We start from the raw sequence: 18,536 nt of genomic DNA on the forward strand, positions 1-18,536 counted from the left end.
TCAGTCCTTCAGGGTCGCGAGCCAGGCCACCACGTCCTCGACCTGTGCGGCCGTGAGGATGGGCCGGCCGGCATGGGCCGCGGCGACGCGCTGCAGCCCGGTCGTCCGGTAATAGGGGGGCATGATGGTGTCGGGGTTGAGGCGCGCGGCATCGACGATGCGCAGCCGGAGCTGGGGCACCGACCAGCGCGTGCCGGCACCGGCGAGGCTGGGCGCCAGCGTGCCCTGGAAGCGCTCCTCGGCGATCGGGCCGGTATGGCAGAGCAGGCAGAGGCCGACCGTGCGGTTGGCGACAAGGGCGCGGCCGCGGCCGGGATCGCCGGGCTCAGCGGTCAGCGGCCGCGGGATGCCGTCGCCGACCACGGTGTAGGCGACGAGGTGAGCCGGAGTCCCGCCCGGAGGCACCTGCGCCGACGCGGCAACGGCGGCGAGCCCCAGCAGCAGGGCGAGCCCGCCGGTCCGGGCCGCGCTCAACCGAACACCTCGGCGGTGATCGTGTCGAACCAGCTCGTGGCGAAGAGCGCTTCCTGGCCGCGGAAGCCGCCCACCACGTCGAGCGGGCTGGCGCCGCCGGCCCCGGGAATCTCGATCAGCCGTCCCCGGTCGGGCCGATACACGCCGGCAATGGAGATGCCGTAGTCGGGCGCCAGCAGGCTGTAGCAGGTGTTGATCAGGATCGGATCGGCCGGCTTTCCGCCGGCCAGCAGCGCGACCACGGCGGCGGCGCAGACCTTGGCCTGGGCATTGGCGGCGAAGGCCGACTTCGGCATGGCGCCCATGATGGCGGCGTCGCCCAGCACGTGGATGCCGGGCTGCAGCGTCGATTCGAAGGCGACCGGCTCGACCGGGCACCAGCCGGTACGGTCGGCCACGCCGGCGTGCTGCGCGATGGCCGCCGCCTTCTGCGGCGGGATGACGTTGGCGACGGCTGCCTGGTGGCGCCCGAAGTCGGTGACCAGGGTGAGGGTCGCGGGGTCGACCGAGGTCACCTTGCCGCCCTGGCTGAGCGGCACCCATTCGATGCGGCCGGGATAGAGCTCGGCCCAGCCGTTCTGGAACAGCCGCTGCTTGGAGAAGCCGTCCTTGGCATCGAGGATCAGGAGCTTCGACCGCGGCTTCCAGATCGACAGCCAGTAGGCGATCAGGCTGGCCCGCTCGTAGGGGCCGGGCGGGCAGCGGAACGGATTGGCCGGCGCCGAGATGACGACCAGGCCGCCATCCTTCATGGCCTGGAGCTGGCGGCGCAGCAGCAGGGTCTGCGCGCCAGCCTTCCAGGCATGCGGCATGATCTCGGCGGCCTCGCGGCCGTAGCCCGGCAGCGCGGTCCAGTCGATGTCGATGCCCGGCGACAGGACCAGCCGGTCCCAGTCGAGCGTGCTGCCGTCGGCCACGGTGACGGTCCGCGCCCGCGCGTCTACCGACGTCGCCGACGTCTTGGCGAGGATGACGCCCGCCTTCCGCACGCCATCGTAGCGGAACTGCTGGCGGTCGATGTCGCGCAGCGCCGCCAGGACCTCGTTGCTGAAGGGGCAGGCCGTGAAGATCGGATTGGGCTCGACCAGCGTCACCTGCAGGGCGGGCTGCAGCGTCTTCAGGGTGCGCGCCGCCGTGGCGCCGCCGAAGCCGCCGCCCACGACCACGACCCTGGCCGCTCCCTGGGCGCGGACGAGCGACGGGGCCGCCAGGGCGGCGGCGGCAGCTCCGAGCAGGCGACGGCGCGTCGGCATGGTCACTTCGGCTGGTTGGCGAACCAGGCGGCGATCGCGGCGATCTGCGCCTCGTCGAAGCCTTTGGCGATTCGCCCCATGATGCTCGAGGCCCAGGCGCCGCTGCGGTACTCGCCCATGATCCGCACGATCTCGTCAGCCGGGCGGCCGGCGAGACGCGGGATCACCGAGTTGGCGACCGGTTGGGCGGCGTGGCAGCCGGTGCAGGAGCTCGCCCCGGGCGGCGCGTCGGCCGCCCGGGCCGGGCCGGCCAGCAGGAACACGCCGGCCAGCAGCGCCGCCGACGGTCCCCGCCGCATCAGGCCCCTTTCTTCAGGTCGTGGTGCATCAGCGGCAGGAGACGGACGCGCTTGCCCGTCGCCCTGGCGATGCCGTTCAGGACCGCCGGCGCGGCGACCGCGATCGTCGGCTCGCCGACGCCGCCCCAGAAGTCGCCGGTCGGCACCAGCACCGTCTCGACGTCCGGCATCTCGTCGATGCGCATCAGGTTGTAGGAATCGAGATTGGTCTGCTCGACGGCGCCATCCTTGACGGTGATCTCGCCGTAGAGGGCCGCCGACAGGCCGTAGGCGAAGGAGCCCGCGACCTGGCGCTCGATCTGCGCCGGGTTGACGACATGGCCGGGATTGGTCGCCGCCGTGATCTTGTGGATCTTCAGCATGCCGTCGGCACTGACCGAGACCTCGGCGACGCCGGCGACATAGCTGCCGTAGCCCATCACCTGCGCGAGCCCGTGATGATGCCCCTCGGGCAGCGGCTTGCCGTAGCCCGCCTTGTCGGCCGCCGCCTTCAGCACCGCCGCCCACTTGGGCTTGAGCATCTTGAGGCGGAAGGCCAGCGGATCCTGGCCGGCCGCGTCGGCCAGCTCGTCCATGAAGCACTCGACGTAGAACGCGTTCTGGTTGGTGTTGACCCCGCGCCAGAAGCCCGCCGTGACGTGCGGGTTGCGCATCGCGTGGTCGACCAGGAGGTTGGGCACGGTGTAGCCGAACGCCGCCTCGACGCCGGACGCCATGACGCCCTGGAAGGCCGCCGGATCCATGCCGTTCTGAAGGTTCTGCGGCAGCAGCGATGCCAGGATCGACTGGCCCGAGATGCGCATGTGCAGACCCACCAGATTGCCCTGGGCATCGAGCCCGCCGGTCAGCTTGCACATGGTGGTCGGGTGATACTGGCAGTGCGTCATGTCCTCCTCGCGCGTCCAGATCATCTTGACCGGGACACCGGGCATCTCCTTGGCGATCAGCACCGCCTGCCGGACATAGTCGGCCCGGCCGCGCCGCCCGAAGCCGCCGCCCAGCAGCAGCTTGTGGACCTCGCACTTGGCGATCGGCAGGCCGCTCGCCTCCGACGCCGCGGCCATCGCGGCCTCGCCGTTCTGCGTGCCGCACCAGACCTCGCACTGCTCGGCCGTGACCCGCGCCGTGGCGTTCATCGGCTCCATCGTGACGTGGTGCTGGTAGGGATAGCGGTAGACCGCCGTGACCTTCTTGGCGGCGCCGTCGATCGCCGTCCGCGCGTCGCCGGCCTTGTTGCCGACGAAGGCCTCCGAGGCGTCGAGCCCCTCCTTCAGCATCGCGTCGATGGTCTCGCTCTGGACCTCGCCCAGCTTGCCGACATCCCATTCCGGCTTGAGCGCCGCCGCCGCGGTGCGGGCGTTCCAGAACGTGTCGGCGACCACGGCCACAGCAATGCCGTCGACCGCCAGCACCTTCTTCACGCCGGGCATCTTCTCGACCTTGGAAGCGTCGAAGCCCTTGAGCTTGCCGCCGATCACCGGACAGGCGCGCACGGTGGCGACCAGCATGCCGGGCAGCGTGAAGTCGATGCCGTAGACCTGCTTGCCCGTGACCTTGTCGGCCGTGTCGAGCCGCTTCAGCGGCTGGCCCGCGATCGTCCAGTCCTTTGGATCCTTGAGCTTGACCGACTTGGGCGGCTCGAGCGCGGCGGCGGCCGAGGCGACCGCGCCGTAGGTGACGCTCTTGCCCGAGGCATGGGTGATGACGCCCTTGGCTGGCTTGCACTCGCCGGCCGGCACGCCCCACTGGTTGGCCGCGGCCTGGACCAGCATCTCGCGCGCGGCCGCACCGCCCTCGCGCACGTACTGGTGGCTCTCGCGGATGCCGCGGCTGCCGCCGGTCGAGAAGTTGCGCCACACGCGGTTGCGCCGGAGGTTCTCGCCCGGTGTCGGATATTCCCAGGTGACCTTGCTCCAGTCGCACTCGAGCTCCTCGGCGACGAGCTGGGCGAGTCCGGTCAGCGTCCCCTGCCCCATCTCGGAGCGGGCGATGCGAATCACGACGGTGTCGTCGGGCCGGATCACCACCCAGGCATTGATCTCCTTGGCTTCGGCGGCGAGCGCCGGACGCGACGCGAAGGACCAGCCGAGCGACAGGCCGCCGGCCGCGGCGGCCGTGCCGACCAGGAAGCGGCGCCGGCCCGTCAGGTACCGGCCGGTCGGGACCATGCCAGTCGGGCGCCGGCCGAGAGGAGTCTGGATCGTCATGCTAGCCTCCCTCACGCCTTGGCGGCGGCGTGGATCGCCTCGCGCACCTGCTTGTAGGTGCCGCAGCGGCAGACGTTGGTCATCGCGGCGTCGATGTCGGCGTCGGTCGGCTTCGGGTTGGCGGCAAGCAGTGCCGTCGCCGCCATGACCATGCCGCTCTGGCAGTAGCCGCACTGGGGAACGTCGAGCTCGACCCAGGCGGCCTGGATCCGGTTCAGCTTGCCGTCGGCGGCGATCCCCTCGATGGTCACGATCTTCTTGGCGCCGACCGAGTTCACCGGCACCTGGCAGGAGCGCGTCGCCACGCCGTCGATCAGCACGGTGCAGGCGCCGCACTGGGCGATGCCGCAGCCATACTTGGTGCCGGTCAGGCCGAGCTGCTCGCGCAGCACCCAGAGCAGCGGCGTACGCGGATCGGCGGCGTGGTTCACGGCCTTTCCGTTGACATTGAGGACAGCCATCCCGGCCTCCATGAATGAGGTAAGGCCGCGAGCCTAGCCGAGCGCGCGCGTCCGCGCCCGGCGGCCGACGCACTCTCACGCAGGTTTGATGGCGCCGTGCTGCTTGCGCTCTGTCTGCGGACCACACAGGCACAGAGCGACGTGACGGAGGCCGCTCCCTAGAGTTTGGGCGGCGGGTAGTACGGCCGGTCGCCCAGCGCCTCGACGCGCTTCCAGAAGTCGGGGCCCGAGGCCTTGCCGACCTCGTCGAGGTCGGCCGCCTGACGCCACATGCTCCAGGACCCGGGATGCAGCCGGCTCGCCGCCTGCAGCTGGCGGTCGCCTTCGGCCGTCCTGCCGTGCTTGTGCAGCCAGACGCCCAACCGGAAGCGGGCATGCGCCTCGGCGATCTCCGGCGTCGCCTCCGGCAGGCCGGCACGCGCGGCGTCGGCCGGCAGCGCGTGCGCGCCGGTTGTCACCCAGGCGCGCACGGCGTCGAGATAGGCCTCGCGCGCGGCCAGGCGCGCGGCCTGGTCCTCGGGCGACATCTTGCGCGTCGCAAGGTCCATGCGGCGGAAATGATCGGTCGAGCCCGCGGTCTCGGGCGGCCGCACGATCGTGCCCTGCTCGTCGATCCAGACGGCCTGCGGCACGTTCACGAGATTGTAGAGGTCGCTCAGGCGGTGATCGGTGTCGATGAGCTGCCAGTAGCTCGCCGCGCCCGGCGTGCGGGCCTGCTCGATCCAGGGCCGTGCGTGATCGGCGCCGCGGCTCTCCTCGGCGACGGCCACCACCATGAAGCCCCGGTCCTTCAGCTCATCGTAGAGGGTCTGCCACACGGGCAAGTCGAGCCGGCAGCCTCACCAACTGGCCCAGGTGGCGAGAAAGACCTTGCGGCCGCGCAGGTCAGAGAGCGTGCGCGGCACGCCGTCGACGTCGGGCAGGGTGAAGTCGGGCGCCGTCAGCCCTTCGAGCGCGTCGTTGCGCTCCCCGGCCGGCGCGCCCAGCGCCCAGACGCTTCCGTCGTCGCTGGCGATCGCCGGCCCGCCGAGCTTCGTCCAGAAGGCGGCGACGTCGACCGCGCCGTCCTTCACCGCCGACGCCGGCAGCGGCACGCAGCGCTCGTCGCGGCACATGCCCTCGGGCTTCAGCGTCCAGCCGGTGACCGTGGCGGCATCGGCTGCGTCCATCCAGAGCCCGTCGCTCGCCGCGACCTCGTGCTCGCCGGTCGCGCTCAGGATCACGGTCATCGCTGCCTCCGTCGCCTATTTGGGGGTCGAGATGGTGACTTCCTTGGAGGTGATGAACTCGAGCAGCGCCGGCACGCCCTTCTTGGTCTGCTCGATGCCGCGCCGGATCGCCGGCACGATGTCCTCGGGCTTGGTCACGCGCTCGCCGTAGCCGCCGAAGGCCCGGGCCATGGCGGCATAGTCGCCCGAGATGTCCGTCGACCGGTACTTCTCGGTCGAGACCTTCATGATGTGCAGCTCGATCGCCATCGAGAAGTTGTTGAGCAGGATCGACAGGATCGGGATGCGCTCGCGCACCGCGGTCTCGAAGTCCATGCCGGTGAAGCCGATGGCGGCATCGCCCCACACGTTGATGCAGAGCTTGTCGGGACAGGCGAGCTTGGCGCCCATGGCGAGGCCGAGCCCGTAGCCGAGCTGCGTGGTCTTGCCCCAGCCGATGTAGGTGTGCGGCGCCGTCGTCTTCCAGAACGGCGAGAGCTGGTCACGCGGGCTGCCGGCATCGTGGGTGATGATCGTGTTGGCGATATCGACCGTGTGCTGCAGGTCCCACAGGACGCGGTAGGGATTGAGCGGCGCGTCGTCGTGGGTGAGCTTGGGCATCCACTCCTTCAGCCATTCGTCGGCCACCGCCTTGATCTCGGCGGCGACCGGCGCGGCGTCGCGCTTCGTGGCGCCCAGCGCCTTGCAGGCAGTGACCAGCGCCGCGAGGGTGAGCCTGGCGTCCCCCACCAGCCCGTGCTTGATCGGCACGTCCTTGTTGAGATGGGCGGGATCGAGCGTGGCGTGGATGACCGTCTTGCCCTTCGGCATCGAGATGCCGAAGTTGGTCTCGGTGAAGGAGCAGCCGATGCCCAGGATCACGTCCGACTGGTCGAGGAACTGCCGCACCGCCTTCGGATAGGCGCGGCCGCCCGAGCCCAGCGACAAGGGATGGGTCTCGTCGAAGCAGCTCTTGCCCTCGAGGCTGGTGCAGACCGGGATGGCGAGCAGCTCCGCCAGTTCCCTGAGCTCGTCGTAGGCCTCGGCCCAGTGCACGCCCTGGCCGGCATAGATCACCGGCCGCCGCGCCGACATCAGCACCTTCGCCGCTTCCGACACCGCCGCCGGATCGGGCGCGTAGCGGGTGACGACGACGGGCTCGTAGTCGAGCGGCTCCGGCGCGTCCTCGGCATAGGCGTCGGCCGGCAGCTCGACGATCACCGGCGAGCCGCGGCCGTTGCGGAGCAGGCTGAAGGCGCGGCGCATGATGTTGGCCACTTCCTTGCCGCTGGTGATCGGCTCGCAGTGCTTGGCGACGTGCGCCATGGCAAGGGTCGAGTTGAAGTTCGGCGGCACGTGGGCGATGCGGCGCGGATAGCCCTGCGGGATCACCAGCAGCGGCACCGACTCGCCGAACGCCTGGGCGACGCCGCCATAGGCGTTCTCCGAGCCCGGGCCGCTCTGCATGCAGAACACGCCCATGCGGCGGCCCTTGCTGAGACGCGACATGGCGTCGGCCATGTGCAGTCCGATGCGCTCCTGGCGCACGATGATGGGACGGATGTCGACGGCCGCGCAGGCCTCGATCAGATGGTTGACCGGATAGGCGAAGAGATACTCGACGCCCTCCTTCTTGAGGATGTCGGCGATCGCGGGCCCGGTCTTCATGTCGTCCCTCCCCTCGTCATCGGAGCGCGGACCTCCAGGTCCGCATCATGAGTCTCGAGCGGACCTGGAGGTCCGCGCTCCGGCTGTTATTTGTTGAGTTCCCTCATGGCGCTGTCGAGACCGCCCAGGGTCAGGGGGAACATGCGGTTGCTGCTGAGCTGCTGCAGCAGCTGGATCGACGGCGTGTAGCTCCAGTGCCGCTCGGGCACCGGGTTCAGCCAAACCATGCTGTGATAGGTGTCGGCCATGCGCTGGATCCAGACCTGGCCCGCCTCCTCGTTCCAGTGCTCGACCGAGCCGCCGGGATAGGCGATCTCGTACGGGCTCATCGAGGCGTCGCCGATGAAGATCACCTTGTAGTCCGGCGGATAGGTGTGCAGCAGCTGCGCGGTCGAGAAGGTGTCGACGTGGCGGCGGCGATTGTCCTTCCACAGCTTCTCGTAGAGGCAGTTGTGGAAGTAGAAGAACTCGAGGTGCTTGAACTCCGAGCGCGCCGCCGAGAACAGCTCCTCGCAGACGCGGATGTGGGCGTCCATCGAGCCGCCGATGTCGAACAGCAGCAGCAGCTTTACCTTGTTGCGCCGCTCGGGGATCATCTTGATGTCGAGGTAGCCGGCGTTGCGCGCCGTCGAGCGGATCGTGTCGGGCATGTCGAGCTCGACCTCGGCGCCCTCGCGCGCGAACTTGCGCAGCCGGCGCAACGCGATCTTGATGTTGCGCGTGCCGATCTCGACCGTGTCGTCGAGATTCTTGTACTCGCGCTTGTCCCAGACCTTGACGGCGCGGCCCTCGCGGTTCTTGTCCTGGCCGATGCGCACGCCTTCGGGATTGTAGCCGTAGGCGCCGAACGGCGAGGTGCCGGCCGTGCCGATCCACTTGCTGCCGCCCTGGTGGCGCTTCTGCTGCTCCTCGAGACGCTTCTTCAGCGTCTCCATGAGCTTCTCCCAGCCGCCCATCGCCTCGATCTGCTTCTTCTCCTCCTCGGTGAGGAGCTTCTCGGCGAGCTTGCGCAGCCATTCCTCGGGGATCTCGGCCGCGGCGCCCTCGCCGGCCGGCGCCTCGAGGCCCTTGAAGACGTGGCCGAACACACGGTCGAACTTGTCGAGGTTGCGCTCGTCCTTCACCAGCACCGCGCGCGACAGGTAGTAGAAGTCGTCGACGCTGTAGTCGGCGACGCCCTTGTCCATGGCCTCCATCAGGGCGAGGTACTCCTTGATGGAGACCGGCACCTTGGCCTGGCGCAGCTCGAGGAAGAAGTTGGTGAACATCGAACTCTCCTCAGGCGGAGCGCGGACCTCCAGGTCCGCTCATCATCATGATGCGGACCTGGAGGTCCACGCTCCAATGAACCCTACTGCCGCTGCTCGCGCCGCGCCATGAAGGCCAGCCGCTCGAAAAGATGGACGTCCTGCTCGTTCTTGAGCAGGGCGCCGTGCAGCGGCGGGATGAGCTGCTTGGAATCCTTGGAGCGCAGCGCCTCGGCCGGCATCTCTTCGACCATCAGCAGCTTCAGCCAGTCGAGCAGCTCGGAGGTCGACGGCTTCTTCTTCAGGCCCGGCACCTCGCGGATGTCGTAGAAGATGTTCAGCGCCTCGCGCAGCAGGTTGCGCTGCAGGTCGGGGTAGTGGACGTCGACGATCTGGGTCATCGTCTCGCGGTCGGGGAAGCGGATGTAGTGGAAGAAGCAGCGGCGCAGGAAGGCGTCGGGCAGCTCCTTCTCGTTGTTCGAGGTGATCATCACCACCGGGCGCTGGCTCGCCTTGATGACCTGCTGCGTCTCGTAGACGTAGAACTCCATGCGGTCGAGCTCGAGCAGAAGGTCGTTGGGGAACTCGATGTCGGCCTTGTCGATCTCGTCGATCAGCAGGACCGGCCGCTGCTCGGCGGTGAAGCCTTCCCACAGCTTGCCGCGCTTGATGTAGTTGCTGATGTCCTTGACCCGCTCGTCGCCGAGCTGGCTGTCGCGCAGGCGGCTGACCGCGTCGTACTCGTAGAGCCCCTGCTGCGCCTTGGTCGTCGACTTGATGTGCCACTCGATCAGGGGCGCGCCCAGCGCCTTGGCCACCTCGTGCGCGAGCACGGTCTTGCCGGTGCCCGGCTCGCCCTTGATCAGCAGCGGGCGCTGCAGGGCGATCGCCGCGTTGACGGCCACGCGCAGGTCGTCGCTGGCGACGTAGGAATCGGTACCGGTAAATTTCATGGTGCAAAATCCAGGTTTCACGGAGGCTCGGGTCACCCTAGTGGGGGGTCCGTGCCGCAGCAAGGCCGCCGCCGGGGCTCACCCCAGCCGGACCACGAGGTAGACGATGGCCGCCGAGACGACCAGCACGGCGAGCGCCAGCCAGCCCGAGGCGAAAGCGAGCACGGGCGCCGGTGCGCCGGGCGGCGCCACCAGCTCGACCGGCTTGGCGCCGGTGACCATGGCGCGGATCAGGTTGTGGCGCTTCCACACGAGATAGACGATCGCGGCCAGCACGTGCACCGCGATCAGCAGCAGCAGGATGTTGACCCAGAACTCGTGGAACTCGGTCAGCCGGTCGACCCACTTGTCGGCGATGAGGTTGGCGAGCGGACCGTTCACCATGCCGGTGTCGGTGTCGGCGGCGAACAGGCCGGCCACGACCTGCATCAGCACGGCGACGATCATCACCACGACCATCAGGCCGCCCGCCGGATTGTGCCCGATGTCGTAGGTGCGTTCGCCGCGCGCCAGTGCCCGCAGGTAGGCGATGGCGGCGACCGGTCCGCGGACGAACCCGGAGAAGCGCGCCGTCGTCGAGCCGATGAAGCCCCAGGCGATGCGGAAGATCAGCAGGGTGAGGATCGCGTAGCCCGACCAGAAGTGCAGGTTCATCCAGTCGCCGCCGGCCTGTCCCGAGAAGTAGGACGTCGCCAGAAGGATCACGAGCGCCCAATGGAAAAGCCGCACCGGCAGATCCCAGATGCGCACCTTGTCGACCGTTCTCTCCGCCATCGCCTTCTCCCCCGGGTCCGCCAACCACACGCAGTCGTGATACAAGTTGCCGTCCGGCCCTGTTCGCTTTGGGCCGAACCTCTGCAACAAATATTGCGCCGTCGAGCGAAACATGCCGCCGGTCGCAAGGATTTCATAGGGGATGGCTTCATGAAGAGGACGCTGATCGTAGCGATCGTGAGTGCAGTGGCGGCCGGCGCGGTCGTCGGCGGAACGACGATCGCCTTTGCTCAGGCCGATATCGTCAAGCAGCGGCAGGACAACCGCAAGCAGGCGGGCGCGGCGATGCGGGCCATCAAGGGCATCATCGACGCCAAGGGCCCGACCTCCGGCGCCGTCGAGCAGGCGGCGAAGCTCAAGACGCTCGAGGCGGCGTTCGTGAAGATGTTCCCGCCGGGCTCGGACAAGGACACCAAGGCGCTGCCGACGGTGTGGAGCGACCGGGCCGGCTTCGAGGCCGCGAGCAAGGCAGCCGACGTCGCCTACGACAATCTCGCCGCGGCGGCGGGCTCGGGCGACATGGCCAAGCTGCAGGCGGCCTTCGCCGAGACCGGCAAGACGTGCGGCGCCTGCCACGACAAGTTCCGCGCCAAGGCGAACTGATCGCCGCCGCAACGGCGGCCGCGCGGGCGGCGGCTTCGGCCGCCGCCCTTTTTCTTGCGAAGGTTCCTTGCGCCGCTTTCGGTGCCGGCCGTCAGGCGGCCGCGGCGCCGCGTCCGGGATCGGTGAGAGCCTGCTGGACGATGGCCTGGGCGGTGAAGCGCCAGGTCCGCGACGCGCTCATGGGCGACAGCCTCTGGCGCTGGCGCAGGTTCATCCAGCTGTCGAGCCCGAAGGCGACGTCGAGCGAATCGAGCACGACGTCGCGCGTGCCCGGCGAGAGACTTTCGAGCTCGGCCGAGAACCACGCGGCCAGCCGCTCGCGCAGCCGCCGGCGCAGCACCACCAGGCCCGAGCCGACCGCCGGCGCCGTGCCGCGCACGCGCTCGGCGAAGTGCCAGACCGGCAGCCATTCCTCGAACAGCCGCGCGCGATCGGCGACCAGCCGCTCGACCCGGCTGGCCAGCGGCGCCGCGGCCTCGACCGGACGATTGCCGTCGAAGGCCCGCCCCACTGCCAGCTCGAAAGCCGCGCTATAAAGATCGGCAAGTGACGGGAACTGCTCGAAAAGCGCCCGCCGGTTGACCCCCGCGATGGTGGCGATGGCGGTCGCCGAGGGCTCGATGTCACCGGCCTGGATGAGGTCCAGGGCCGACTGAAGGAGCGTCTGGCGGGTGCGGAGGCCCCGGACGATGCGGCCATCCTGGCACTGCGAAACGTCAATCGGGAAACCGACAATTTTCATAGTTTGACCGACCGACCGAAACTGCTCCCCAATCCACAAACCCTACCATGGTGGTCGCGGATCGTAACTTGCAAAAATGCATATCTAAGAACCCGTCGACCCCTGCTTTTGCTGCATTTTCACTAGCCGAGATAGACATTTTTGGGTGATCTCAGGCTCTGAAGGGCATTTCGATCGCCAGCTGCCGAAGCCCCATTCTCCATCGCCGGTTGACCCCGCCCCGGCAGAAGCCGGCACCCCGAAATACGAAAGGCCGGTCGCTTGGGGAACGACCGGCCTTCCTTTAGAGCCCGCCTGGGTGTGGGGTGTCGAAGCCTTGGGGTGTGTGGGAAGGGGGCTTCAACGAGCGGCTTGGGGAGCCGCCGGCGGGCAATGGAAATCTCGCTTTGACGGGCCAGGCGCCGGAGCGTCGCCCTGGATGCAAGAACCTCTCGGTGGTTCGAACCAGCCTTGACAGTCTCTGATGATGTGAACCTAACAAATGGGTCGGCGTCGCGTTAGTTGCAAAATTGCATATCTGCAGGGGATAGCCCCTCGCTAATTCAAGGTTTTGTCACGGCTCGGGCAATTGAGATAGTCAAAAAAGGGAAAGCAGAAAAGGCCAAAAACGCTCGACTCCTGTGCCATTGCTGTGCCCGGCGAGGCTGCAGACAGGCCCATCCTGTCATTCCGGGTTCTTCTTGCACTGCAACAAGTCTCACGACGGCCAGAGGGTGCGGCCCGGGCGGTCTCGCGAGTCTGATTCGGCCTCAATTCCGTGGTAAACGCATTCTATCCGGCGGCACGACAGGCTCACCCCGAGAGGCCGACGGCGCCCCTTCTCGTTCCCGGGAGTTCTCGACCGTGCGACTTCATCGTTCCCCCCGCGCGCTGCTGGCCCTCGCCGGCGTTGCCCTGGTCGCCACCGCCCAACCCGCCGCGGCCGGCCTCGAGGAGGCCGTGAAGGCCATGCAGGCCAACGACCTTGTGACGGCCGAGAAGGAGCTGCAGGTCCTGGTCAAGGAGCGCGATCCGCGCGCCCAGTTCTTCGCCGGCCTGTACATCTACGGCAATCCGGAATCCAAGTTCTACGACGTCAACAAGGCGACGCCGATGCTGCTCGACGCGGCCGAGCGCGGCTACGTGCCGGCCATGCTGCCGGTCGCCGGCGCCTATGCCGAGGGCAAGGGCGTGCCGAAGAGCATCCCGGAAGCCTACAAGTGGGTGGCGATCGCCGAGCGCTGGCACGGGCCGGTGTCGCCGCAGGCCCTGGACCAGCTGGCCCGAGAGATGAAGCCCGACGAGATCGAGAAGGCCAAGGCCGCCGCCACGTCCTACACCTTCAAGACGAAATGACGTCACGCCCGCTGGCCCTGCTCGCGGCGCTGCTGGCCCTGAGCGGGGCGGCACACGCCCAGCAGGGCGGCGCGGACGTGTCGCCGGCACTGCGGCCGGCGGTCGAGGCCTACCGGGCCGGCGACTTGGCGCGCGCCGAGGCGAGCCTGCGGACCCTCGCCCCCGGCAATCCCGACGCCGAGGCCTGGCTCGGCGCCGTCCTGCTCGAGCGCGGCGCCAGCCGCGATGGGCTGCGCGCCATCCAGCGGGCCGCCGACGCCGGCTCGGCCGAAGGCAACCACCGCCTCGGTCTCGTCTATGCCCAGGGCCTCGCCGGGGTCCCGCGAGACGACAAGCGCGCGGCCGAGCTGTTCGCGCGCGCGGCCGCTGCCGGCAACATGCGGGCCCAGGTCAATCTCGGCATCCTCTACCTGCGCGGCCAGGGCCTGCCGCGCGACGTCGTGCAGGCGCGCGCCTGGCTCGAGAAGGCGGCCGTCAGCGGCGATCCGCAGGCGCTCTACACGCTCGGCCGGGCGCTGTCGGAGGGCGGCGAGCAGGTCGCTCCCGACCCGGTGCGGGCCGCCGATCTCTACCGGCGTGCGGCCGAGAAGGGCCATGCGCTGGCCGGGCTGCGCTACGGGCTGGCGCTGAGCGAAGGCGTCGGCATCAAGCGCGACCTCCCCGCCGCCCAGCACTGGCTGATGCAGGCGCGCGCCCAGGGCATCCCCGAGGCGGCGCTGGCGCTGGGCGACATGGCGGCGCGGACGCCCGCCTCGCGCGACAAGGCGGTGAACGAGCAGATCGTGCAGTCGGCGCTGAGCTGGTACCAGGTCGCGGCCAATGGCGGCGTGCCCTCGGCGCAATTCAAGCTCGCCAACGCCTACTTCGCGGGAGTCGGCGTCCCGCGCGACCAGGCGCAGGCGCTGCGCTGGTACACGAGGGCGGCGCAGCAGGGCCTGGCGGCGGCGCAGCATGCGCTGGCGCTCATGCTGATCGGCGGCGTCGCCGGCCCCGCCGACAAGGTCGAGGGCTTCAAGTGGCTGCTGCTGGCCGAGCGCGGCGGCTATCCCGATTCGAAGACCGTGCGCCAGAAGACCGCCGAGACCCTGGGCGACAAGGACCGGCGGCAGGCCGAGGCGCTCGCGCAGCGCTTCACGCCGACGCTCGAACGCCCCGTCGAGGGCGCGGCCCAGCCCGCCGCCGCGCCGGCGCGTCCCGCGCCCGGTCGGTAGGTCTCAGGCCGTGAGCCTGACATCCGTTCCGCGCCAGGCGCGACCGGAGATCACGCTCGCGGTCTGCCGCGGCGCCTGCCGCATGATGCGCCAGTCCGGCCATACGGTGCTGCTCGAGATGCCGCTGCCCGACGGCCGGCGCGCCGACATCTTCGCGCTGGGGCGCGGCGGCGAGATCGTCATCGTCGAGGTCAAGTCGTCGGTCGAGGATTGGCGGGTCGACGCCAAGTGGCCCGACTACCTCGACTGGTGCGACCAGCTCTACGTCGCCGTGCCGGTCGACTTCCCCCAGCCGCTGATCCCCGGCGAGATCGGCCTGATCGTGGCCGATGCCTATGGCGGCGAGGTGCTGCGCGTGCCGGCGCGGCGCCCGGTCGTCGCGGCGCGCCGCAAGTCGCTGCTGATCGACTGCGCGCGGCTGGCGTCGGAACGCTTGGCCCGCCTCGACGATCCCGACTTCGGCGACTTCGCCTGAACCCGGGCGGCGCGCCGGATCAGGCCGGCACCGCGACGCGGCGCGGGCCCGCGCCTCGGCTCGCCTCGGCCATGCGGATGCGCGCATAGGCCATGACCTCCGATGGCGTTCCGATGCGCTCGATGCGGCCGTCCATCAGCAGCGCGACCCGATCGGCGATGGCGAGCGGGGCCAGGCGGTGCGTGATCATGATCACCGTGCGGCCGCGCGTGTTGGCCTTGAGCCGGCGCAAGAGCTGCTCCTCGGTGGCGGGATCGAGGGCGCTGGTCGCCTCGTCGAGCACCAGGATGCGCGGATTGCGCAGCAGCGCGCGGGCGATGCAGAGCAGCTGGCGCTGGCCGGCCGACAGGCCCTGGCCGCGCTCGCCGAGCACCGTGTCGTAGCCCTGCGGCAGGCGCTGGATGAAATCGTGCGCGCCGACGAAGCGCGCGACGGCGACGATCCGCGCCGGATCCTTGTCGACGACCCCGAGCGCGATGTTCTCGCGCACCGAACCGGTGAAGAGCTGGACGTCCTGCGGCACGCCGCCGATCTGCGAGCGCAGCAGCGCCGGCGACAGGTGGGCGAGATCGGTGCCGTCGACGAGCACGCGGCCGGCCGTCGGCCGGTACAGGCCTTGGAGGAGGTTGGCGAGCGTCGACTTTCCGGCCCCCGACGGACCCACGATGCCCAGGATCTCGCCGGCGGCGATGTCGATGTCGGCGTCCTGCAGGACGGCCGGACGCCGCTCGTCGGGACGGAACCCGACCTGCTCGAACACGATGCCGCCCGTGAGGGCGGGCATGGGCGAACGCGCGCCCGCGGCCGCTTCCGGTTCCTCTTCCATCAGCTCGTCGATGCGGCGGAACGCGGCCAGCCCGGCCTGAACCTGATGCCAGGCCACCGCGAGCTGCCGCATCGGCTGCAGGGCGCGCACGGCCAGCATGTTGGCGGCGACCAGCGCGCCCACCGACAGCCGGTGATCGACCACCGCCATCACGCCGACCGTCACGATCGCCAGCGAGGCGAAGAGCTGCAGCGTGCCCGAGGCGCTGGCCGCGATGCTGGCGAGGTTGCCGGCGCGCAGTCCGGTCGCGGCCGACTGCTCGACCCGGGCCTGCCAGCGCTTCTCGATCTCGGCCTCGAGCGCCAGCGCCTTGATGGTGGCGGCGTTGGCGACGGTCTCGGCCAGCGCCGAGCTCTTGGCCGCCAGCGCCTGGAAGCTCTGCTCCGCCAGCCGCCGCTGCGCACGGTGGGTCGCCAGCGACACGCCGATCAGCACCGGCACGGCAGCCACCGCGATCGCGCCCAGCGTGGCGTCGATCGCCAGGGTGGCGGCCAGGAACAGGACGGCGAACAGGATGTCGATAGCCAGCACCGGCATGTGGCCGGTGAGGAAGCCGCGCAGCACGTCGAGCTGGCGCAACCGCTCGGCGATGACGCCCGAGGGCGTGCGCTCGAAATGGCGATAGGGGAGCTGCAGGAGGTGATGCAGCGCCTCGACGTTCATCTCTGCGTCGAGGCGCGCGCCGGCTCGCACCGACAGCCAGCCGCGCGCGAGCCGCAGCACGAAGTCGAGGCCGTAGACCACCGCCATGCCGGCGCACAGGGCGGCCACGATCGCGGCCGCATCGGCCGGCGCGTGGCCGGCGATGCGGTTGAGCAGCAGCATCATGAAGAGCGGCGTCGCGAGGGCGAGGACGTTGATGACGAAGGACGCGGCGGCGAGCTTCAGGACGACCGGACGCAGGCGGCGCCACAGCGGCCCGTACCAGCGCTCGTCGACCTCGTCGGGAAGGCGCTCGCGAACCGCCAGCGCGCGCGTGCCGAGCGCCAGCACCGCGTCCGCCGGCAGGTGCCAGGCGCGGCCCTCGACGACGTCGAGCACCGCCCACTGGCCGCCCTCTCCGGCCACGACGACGTGCGCGGGCCGGCCGGGCGACACCAGCACGACGGGGAACGGCAGGCGGTCGAGGCCTTCGGCCTCGAGATCGAGGGCGCGAACGTGCAGGCCAAGCCGGCCGGCGGCGGCGCGGAAGCCGGCCTCGTCGAGCCCGCCCGCGGGCACCGAAGCGATTTGACGGACATCGGCCTCGCTGACCGGCCGGCCCGCCTGCTGCGCGACGTACAGGAAGGCGCGCATCAGCGTGTCGATCGGCCGGCCGACCTCGCCGTTCCAAGTGGTCGGCGAGGGGTCGCCGATCTCCAGAGGGGCCATTCGCCGTCTGCTCCGGCAGACTTGTTATTGCCCCTCTGACTCTATCGATTATTCGCGAAAAAACAATCGCTTAGGACTAAAACTTAACGCGCGCCGAAAGCCCGCTTCAGTTCCGGCACCATGTCGGTGCGCTCCCAGGAAAAGCCGCCGTCCTTCTCCGGCTTGCGCCCGAAATGGCCGTAGGCCGCCGTCCGCTGGTAGATCGGCTTGTTGAGCTGCAGCGTGCGGCGGATGTTGGTCGGCCGCAGCGGGAAGACGTCCGACAGCACCTTCTCGAGCTTGCGCTCGTCCACCTTTCCGGTGCCCTGCGTGTCGACGTAGAGCGACATCGGGTCGGCGACGCCGATCGCATAGGCGACCTGGATCAGGCAGCGGTCGGCGAGGCCGGCGGCCACGACGTTCTTCGCCAGGTAGCGGGCCGCATAGGCCGCCGAGCGGTCGACCTTGGTCGGGTCCTTGCCCGAGAACGCGCCGCCGCCATGAGGCGCGTAGCCGCCGTAGGTGTCGACGATGATCTTGCGGCCGGTGAGGCCGCAGTCGCCGTCGGGGCCGCCGACGACGAAGTTGCCGGTCGGGTTGACGAAGAAGTCGGCCGCCTTCTTGGGCATCCAGCCGGCCGGCAGCGACTTCTTCACGTGCCCCGCGATCATCTCGCGGATCATGCCGGAATTGTACTTCCGGCCCTTGGCCGTGGCTTCCCTGTGCTGGGTCGAGACGACGACCTTGGTGGCACCCACCGCCTTGCCGTTGACGTAGCGGACGGTGACCTGGCTCTTGGCGTCGGGCTGCAGGTCGGGCAGCTCGCCCGAGCGGCGCGCCTTGCTCAGCACCTCGAGGATCTTGTGCGAGAAATAGATCGGGGCCGGCATGAACGAGCCCTTCTCGTACTCCTCGCTGTCGCGGCAGGCGAAGCCGAACATCAGGCCCTGGTCGCCCGCGCCCTCCTGCTCGCCGAGATTGCCGCCCTTCTTCTTGGCGTCCACGCCCATCGCGATGTCGGGCGACTGGCCGTGCAGCAGGACCTCGACGTCGGCGCCGTGGAAGGAAAAGCCGTCCTGGTCGTAGCCGATGTCGCGCACGACCTCGCGCGCGATCTCGGTGATGGCCTCGCGGTTCACGACCGTGTGCTTGCCGTACTTGCGCATGAACGGCGCCGAGGCGCGCCCTTCGCCGGCGACCACGATCTTGTTGGTCGTGGCCAGGGTCTCGCAGCCCAGGCGGGTATTGGCGTGGCTGTCGTCGGCGATGCCGAGCTTGACGTCGTTGGAAATGAAAGCATCGAGAACGGCGTCGGAGATCTGGTCGCAGACCTTGTCCGGATGACCTTCGGAAACCGATTCGCTGGTAAAGATATAGTCCTTGAGCGCCAAGACAGCCCTCCCACAGATCGCGCTGGACTCCGGGCAGGGCGGAAGGGCCGCCAACGTCC

General features: G+C 69.6%; 17 protein-coding genes. 4 read left to right on the plus strand and 13 right to left on the minus strand.

What is annotated here, in order from left to right; translation table 11 throughout:
* The 10 genes from soxX to ACO073_RS01995 form a co-directional block, all read right to left on the minus strand.
* Entirely contained in the window at nucleotides 1-474 is a 474-nt protein-coding gene (gene soxX / locus ACO073_RS01950; RefSeq protein ID WP_421994726.1) for a sulfur oxidation c-type cytochrome SoxX, read from the minus strand.
* The gene (locus ACO073_RS01955; protein ID WP_421994728.1) at nucleotides 471-1,727 is read right to left on the minus strand and encodes an FCSD flavin-binding domain-containing protein; all 1,257 of its coding nucleotides are present in this window, start codon (nucleotides 1,725-1,727) and stop codon (nucleotides 471-473) included. The genes soxX and ACO073_RS01955 overlap by 4 nt, the downstream gene beginning before the upstream one ends.
* A gap of 2 nt (nucleotides 1,728-1,729) precedes the next feature.
* Nucleotides 1,730-2,026, minus strand: coding sequence for a c-type cytochrome (locus tag ACO073_RS01960; protein WP_421994730.1), 297 nt, complete (start codon nucleotides 2,024-2,026; stop codon nucleotides 1,730-1,732).
* On the minus strand, nucleotides 2,026-4,194 hold the full coding sequence (locus ACO073_RS01965) for a molybdopterin cofactor-binding domain-containing protein (RefSeq protein WP_421997372.1): 2,169 nt from the start codon (nucleotides 4,192-4,194) through the stop codon (nucleotides 2,026-2,028). The genes ACO073_RS01960 and ACO073_RS01965 overlap by 1 nt, the downstream gene beginning before the upstream one ends.
* Nucleotides 4,195-4,244: 50 nt before the next feature.
* On the minus strand, nucleotides 4,245-4,694 hold the full coding sequence (locus ACO073_RS01970) for a (2Fe-2S)-binding protein (RefSeq protein ID WP_421994732.1): 450 nt from the start codon (nucleotides 4,692-4,694) through the stop codon (nucleotides 4,245-4,247).
* Between the two features lie 158 nt (nucleotides 4,695-4,852).
* A complete protein-coding gene (locus ACO073_RS01975; RefSeq protein ID WP_421994734.1) occupies nucleotides 4,853-5,923 on the minus strand; it encodes a redoxin domain-containing protein in 1,071 nt (356 codons plus the stop codon).
* Between the two features lie 15 nt (nucleotides 5,924-5,938).
* Nucleotides 5,939-7,570 (minus strand): thiamine pyrophosphate-requiring protein, encoded by a 1,632-nt coding sequence (locus ACO073_RS01980; RefSeq protein ID WP_421994736.1) that lies wholly within the window; start codon nucleotides 7,568-7,570, stop codon nucleotides 5,939-5,941.
* An 86-nt stretch (nucleotides 7,571-7,656) separates the two neighbouring features.
* On the minus strand, nucleotides 7,657-8,838 hold the full coding sequence (locus tag ACO073_RS01985; RefSeq protein ID WP_421994738.1) for a vWA domain-containing protein: 1,182 nt from the start codon (nucleotides 8,836-8,838) through the stop codon (nucleotides 7,657-7,659).
* Between the two features lie 83 nt (nucleotides 8,839-8,921).
* The gene (locus ACO073_RS01990; RefSeq protein WP_421994740.1) at nucleotides 8,922-9,770 is read right to left on the minus strand and encodes an AAA family ATPase; all 849 of its coding nucleotides are present in this window, start codon (nucleotides 9,768-9,770) and stop codon (nucleotides 8,922-8,924) included.
* 78 nt (nucleotides 9,771-9,848) lie between these two features.
* Nucleotides 9,849-10,544 carry a cytochrome b/b6 domain-containing protein gene (locus ACO073_RS01995; RefSeq protein WP_421994742.1) on the minus strand — a complete coding sequence of 232 codons (696 nt, stop codon included), beginning with the start codon at nucleotides 10,542-10,544 and terminating at the stop codon, nucleotides 9,849-9,851.
* Between the two features lie 150 nt (nucleotides 10,545-10,694).
* Between ACO073_RS01995 and ACO073_RS02000 the strand changes: the two genes are divergently transcribed.
* Nucleotides 10,695-11,147 carry a c-type cytochrome gene (locus tag ACO073_RS02000; RefSeq protein WP_421994744.1) on the plus strand — a complete coding sequence of 151 codons (453 nt, stop codon included), beginning with the start codon at nucleotides 10,695-10,697 and terminating at the stop codon, nucleotides 11,145-11,147.
* A 91-nt stretch (nucleotides 11,148-11,238) separates the two neighbouring features.
* On the opposite strand, the gene ACO073_RS02005 is transcribed toward ACO073_RS02000, so the two are convergent.
* On the minus strand, nucleotides 11,239-11,889 hold the full coding sequence (locus ACO073_RS02005) for a TetR/AcrR family transcriptional regulator (protein WP_421994746.1): 651 nt from the start codon (nucleotides 11,887-11,889) through the stop codon (nucleotides 11,239-11,241).
* 843 nt (nucleotides 11,890-12,732) lie between these two features.
* Here ACO073_RS02005 and ACO073_RS02010 point away from each other — a divergent pair.
* The 3 genes from ACO073_RS02010 to ACO073_RS02020 are packed head-to-tail and all read left to right on the plus strand — an operon-like array spanning nucleotide 12,733 to nucleotide 14,910.
* Nucleotides 12,733-13,224 carry a hypothetical protein gene (locus ACO073_RS02010; protein ID WP_421994748.1) on the plus strand — a complete coding sequence of 164 codons (492 nt, stop codon included), beginning with the start codon at nucleotides 12,733-12,735 and terminating at the stop codon, nucleotides 13,222-13,224.
* On the plus strand, nucleotides 13,221-14,435 hold the full coding sequence (locus ACO073_RS02015) for a tetratricopeptide repeat protein (RefSeq protein ID WP_421994750.1): 1,215 nt from the start codon (nucleotides 13,221-13,223) through the stop codon (nucleotides 14,433-14,435). Before ACO073_RS02010 ends, ACO073_RS02015 begins: the two co-directional genes overlap by 4 nt.
* Before the next feature lie 10 nt (nucleotides 14,436-14,445).
* Nucleotides 14,446-14,910 (plus strand): MmcB family DNA repair protein, encoded by a 465-nt coding sequence (locus ACO073_RS02020; protein WP_421994752.1) that lies wholly within the window; start codon nucleotides 14,446-14,448, stop codon nucleotides 14,908-14,910.
* Nucleotides 14,911-14,929: 19 nt separating this feature from the next.
* On the opposite strand, the gene ACO073_RS02025 is transcribed toward ACO073_RS02020, so the two are convergent.
* The gene (locus ACO073_RS02025; RefSeq protein WP_421994754.1) at nucleotides 14,930-17,107 is read right to left on the minus strand and encodes a peptidase domain-containing ABC transporter; all 2,178 of its coding nucleotides are present in this window, start codon (nucleotides 17,105-17,107) and stop codon (nucleotides 14,930-14,932) included.
* 83 nt (nucleotides 17,108-17,190) lie between these two features.
* Nucleotides 17,191-18,477, minus strand: coding sequence for a methionine adenosyltransferase (gene metK, locus ACO073_RS02030; RefSeq protein WP_421994756.1), 1,287 nt, complete (start codon nucleotides 18,475-18,477; stop codon nucleotides 17,191-17,193).
* Nucleotides 18,478-18,536: the final 59 nt, after the last annotated feature.

Source organism: Reyranella sp., from assembly GCF_965229815.1.
Classification (GTDB): Bacteria; Pseudomonadota; Alphaproteobacteria; order Reyranellales; family Reyranellaceae; genus Reyranella.

Bases quoted from the DNA above. Each gene is read 5' to 3' on its own strand.
- ACO073_RS01955 (WP_421994728.1), bottom strand. From the start codon at position 1,727: ATGCCGACGCGCCGTCGCCTGCTCGGAGCTGCCGCCGCCGCCCTGGCG.
- ACO073_RS01960 (WP_421994730.1), bottom strand. From the start codon at position 2,026: ATGCGGCGGGGACCGTCGGCGGCGCTGCTGGCCGGCGTGTTCCTGCTG.
- ACO073_RS01965 (WP_421997372.1), bottom strand. From the start codon at position 4,194: ATGGTCCCGACCGGCCGGTACCTGACGGGCCGGCGCCGCTTCCTGGTC.
- ACO073_RS01970 (WP_421994732.1), bottom strand. From the start codon at position 4,694: ATGGCTGTCCTCAATGTCAACGGAAAGGCCGTGAACCACGCCGCCGAT.
- ACO073_RS01980 (WP_421994736.1), bottom strand. From the start codon at position 7,570: ATGAAGACCGGGCCCGCGATCGCCGACATCCTCAAGAAGGAGGGCGTC.
- ACO073_RS01985 (WP_421994738.1), bottom strand. From the start codon at position 8,838: ATGTTCACCAACTTCTTCCTCGAGCTGCGCCAGGCCAAGGTGCCGGTC.
- ACO073_RS01990 (WP_421994740.1), bottom strand. From the start codon at position 9,770: ATGAAATTTACCGGTACCGATTCCTACGTCGCCAGCGACGACCTGCGC.
- ACO073_RS01995 (WP_421994742.1), bottom strand. From the start codon at position 10,544: ATGGCGGAGAGAACGGTCGACAAGGTGCGCATCTGGGATCTGCCGGTG.
- ACO073_RS02000 (WP_421994744.1), top strand. From the start codon at position 10,695: ATGAAGAGGACGCTGATCGTAGCGATCGTGAGTGCAGTGGCGGCCGGC.
- ACO073_RS02005 (WP_421994746.1), bottom strand. From the start codon at position 11,889: ATGAAAATTGTCGGTTTCCCGATTGACGTTTCGCAGTGCCAGGATGGC.
- ACO073_RS02015 (WP_421994750.1), top strand. From the start codon at position 13,221: ATGACGTCACGCCCGCTGGCCCTGCTCGCGGCGCTGCTGGCCCTGAGC.
- ACO073_RS02025 (WP_421994754.1), bottom strand. From the start codon at position 17,107: ATGGCCCCTCTGGAGATCGGCGACCCCTCGCCGACCACTTGGAACGGC.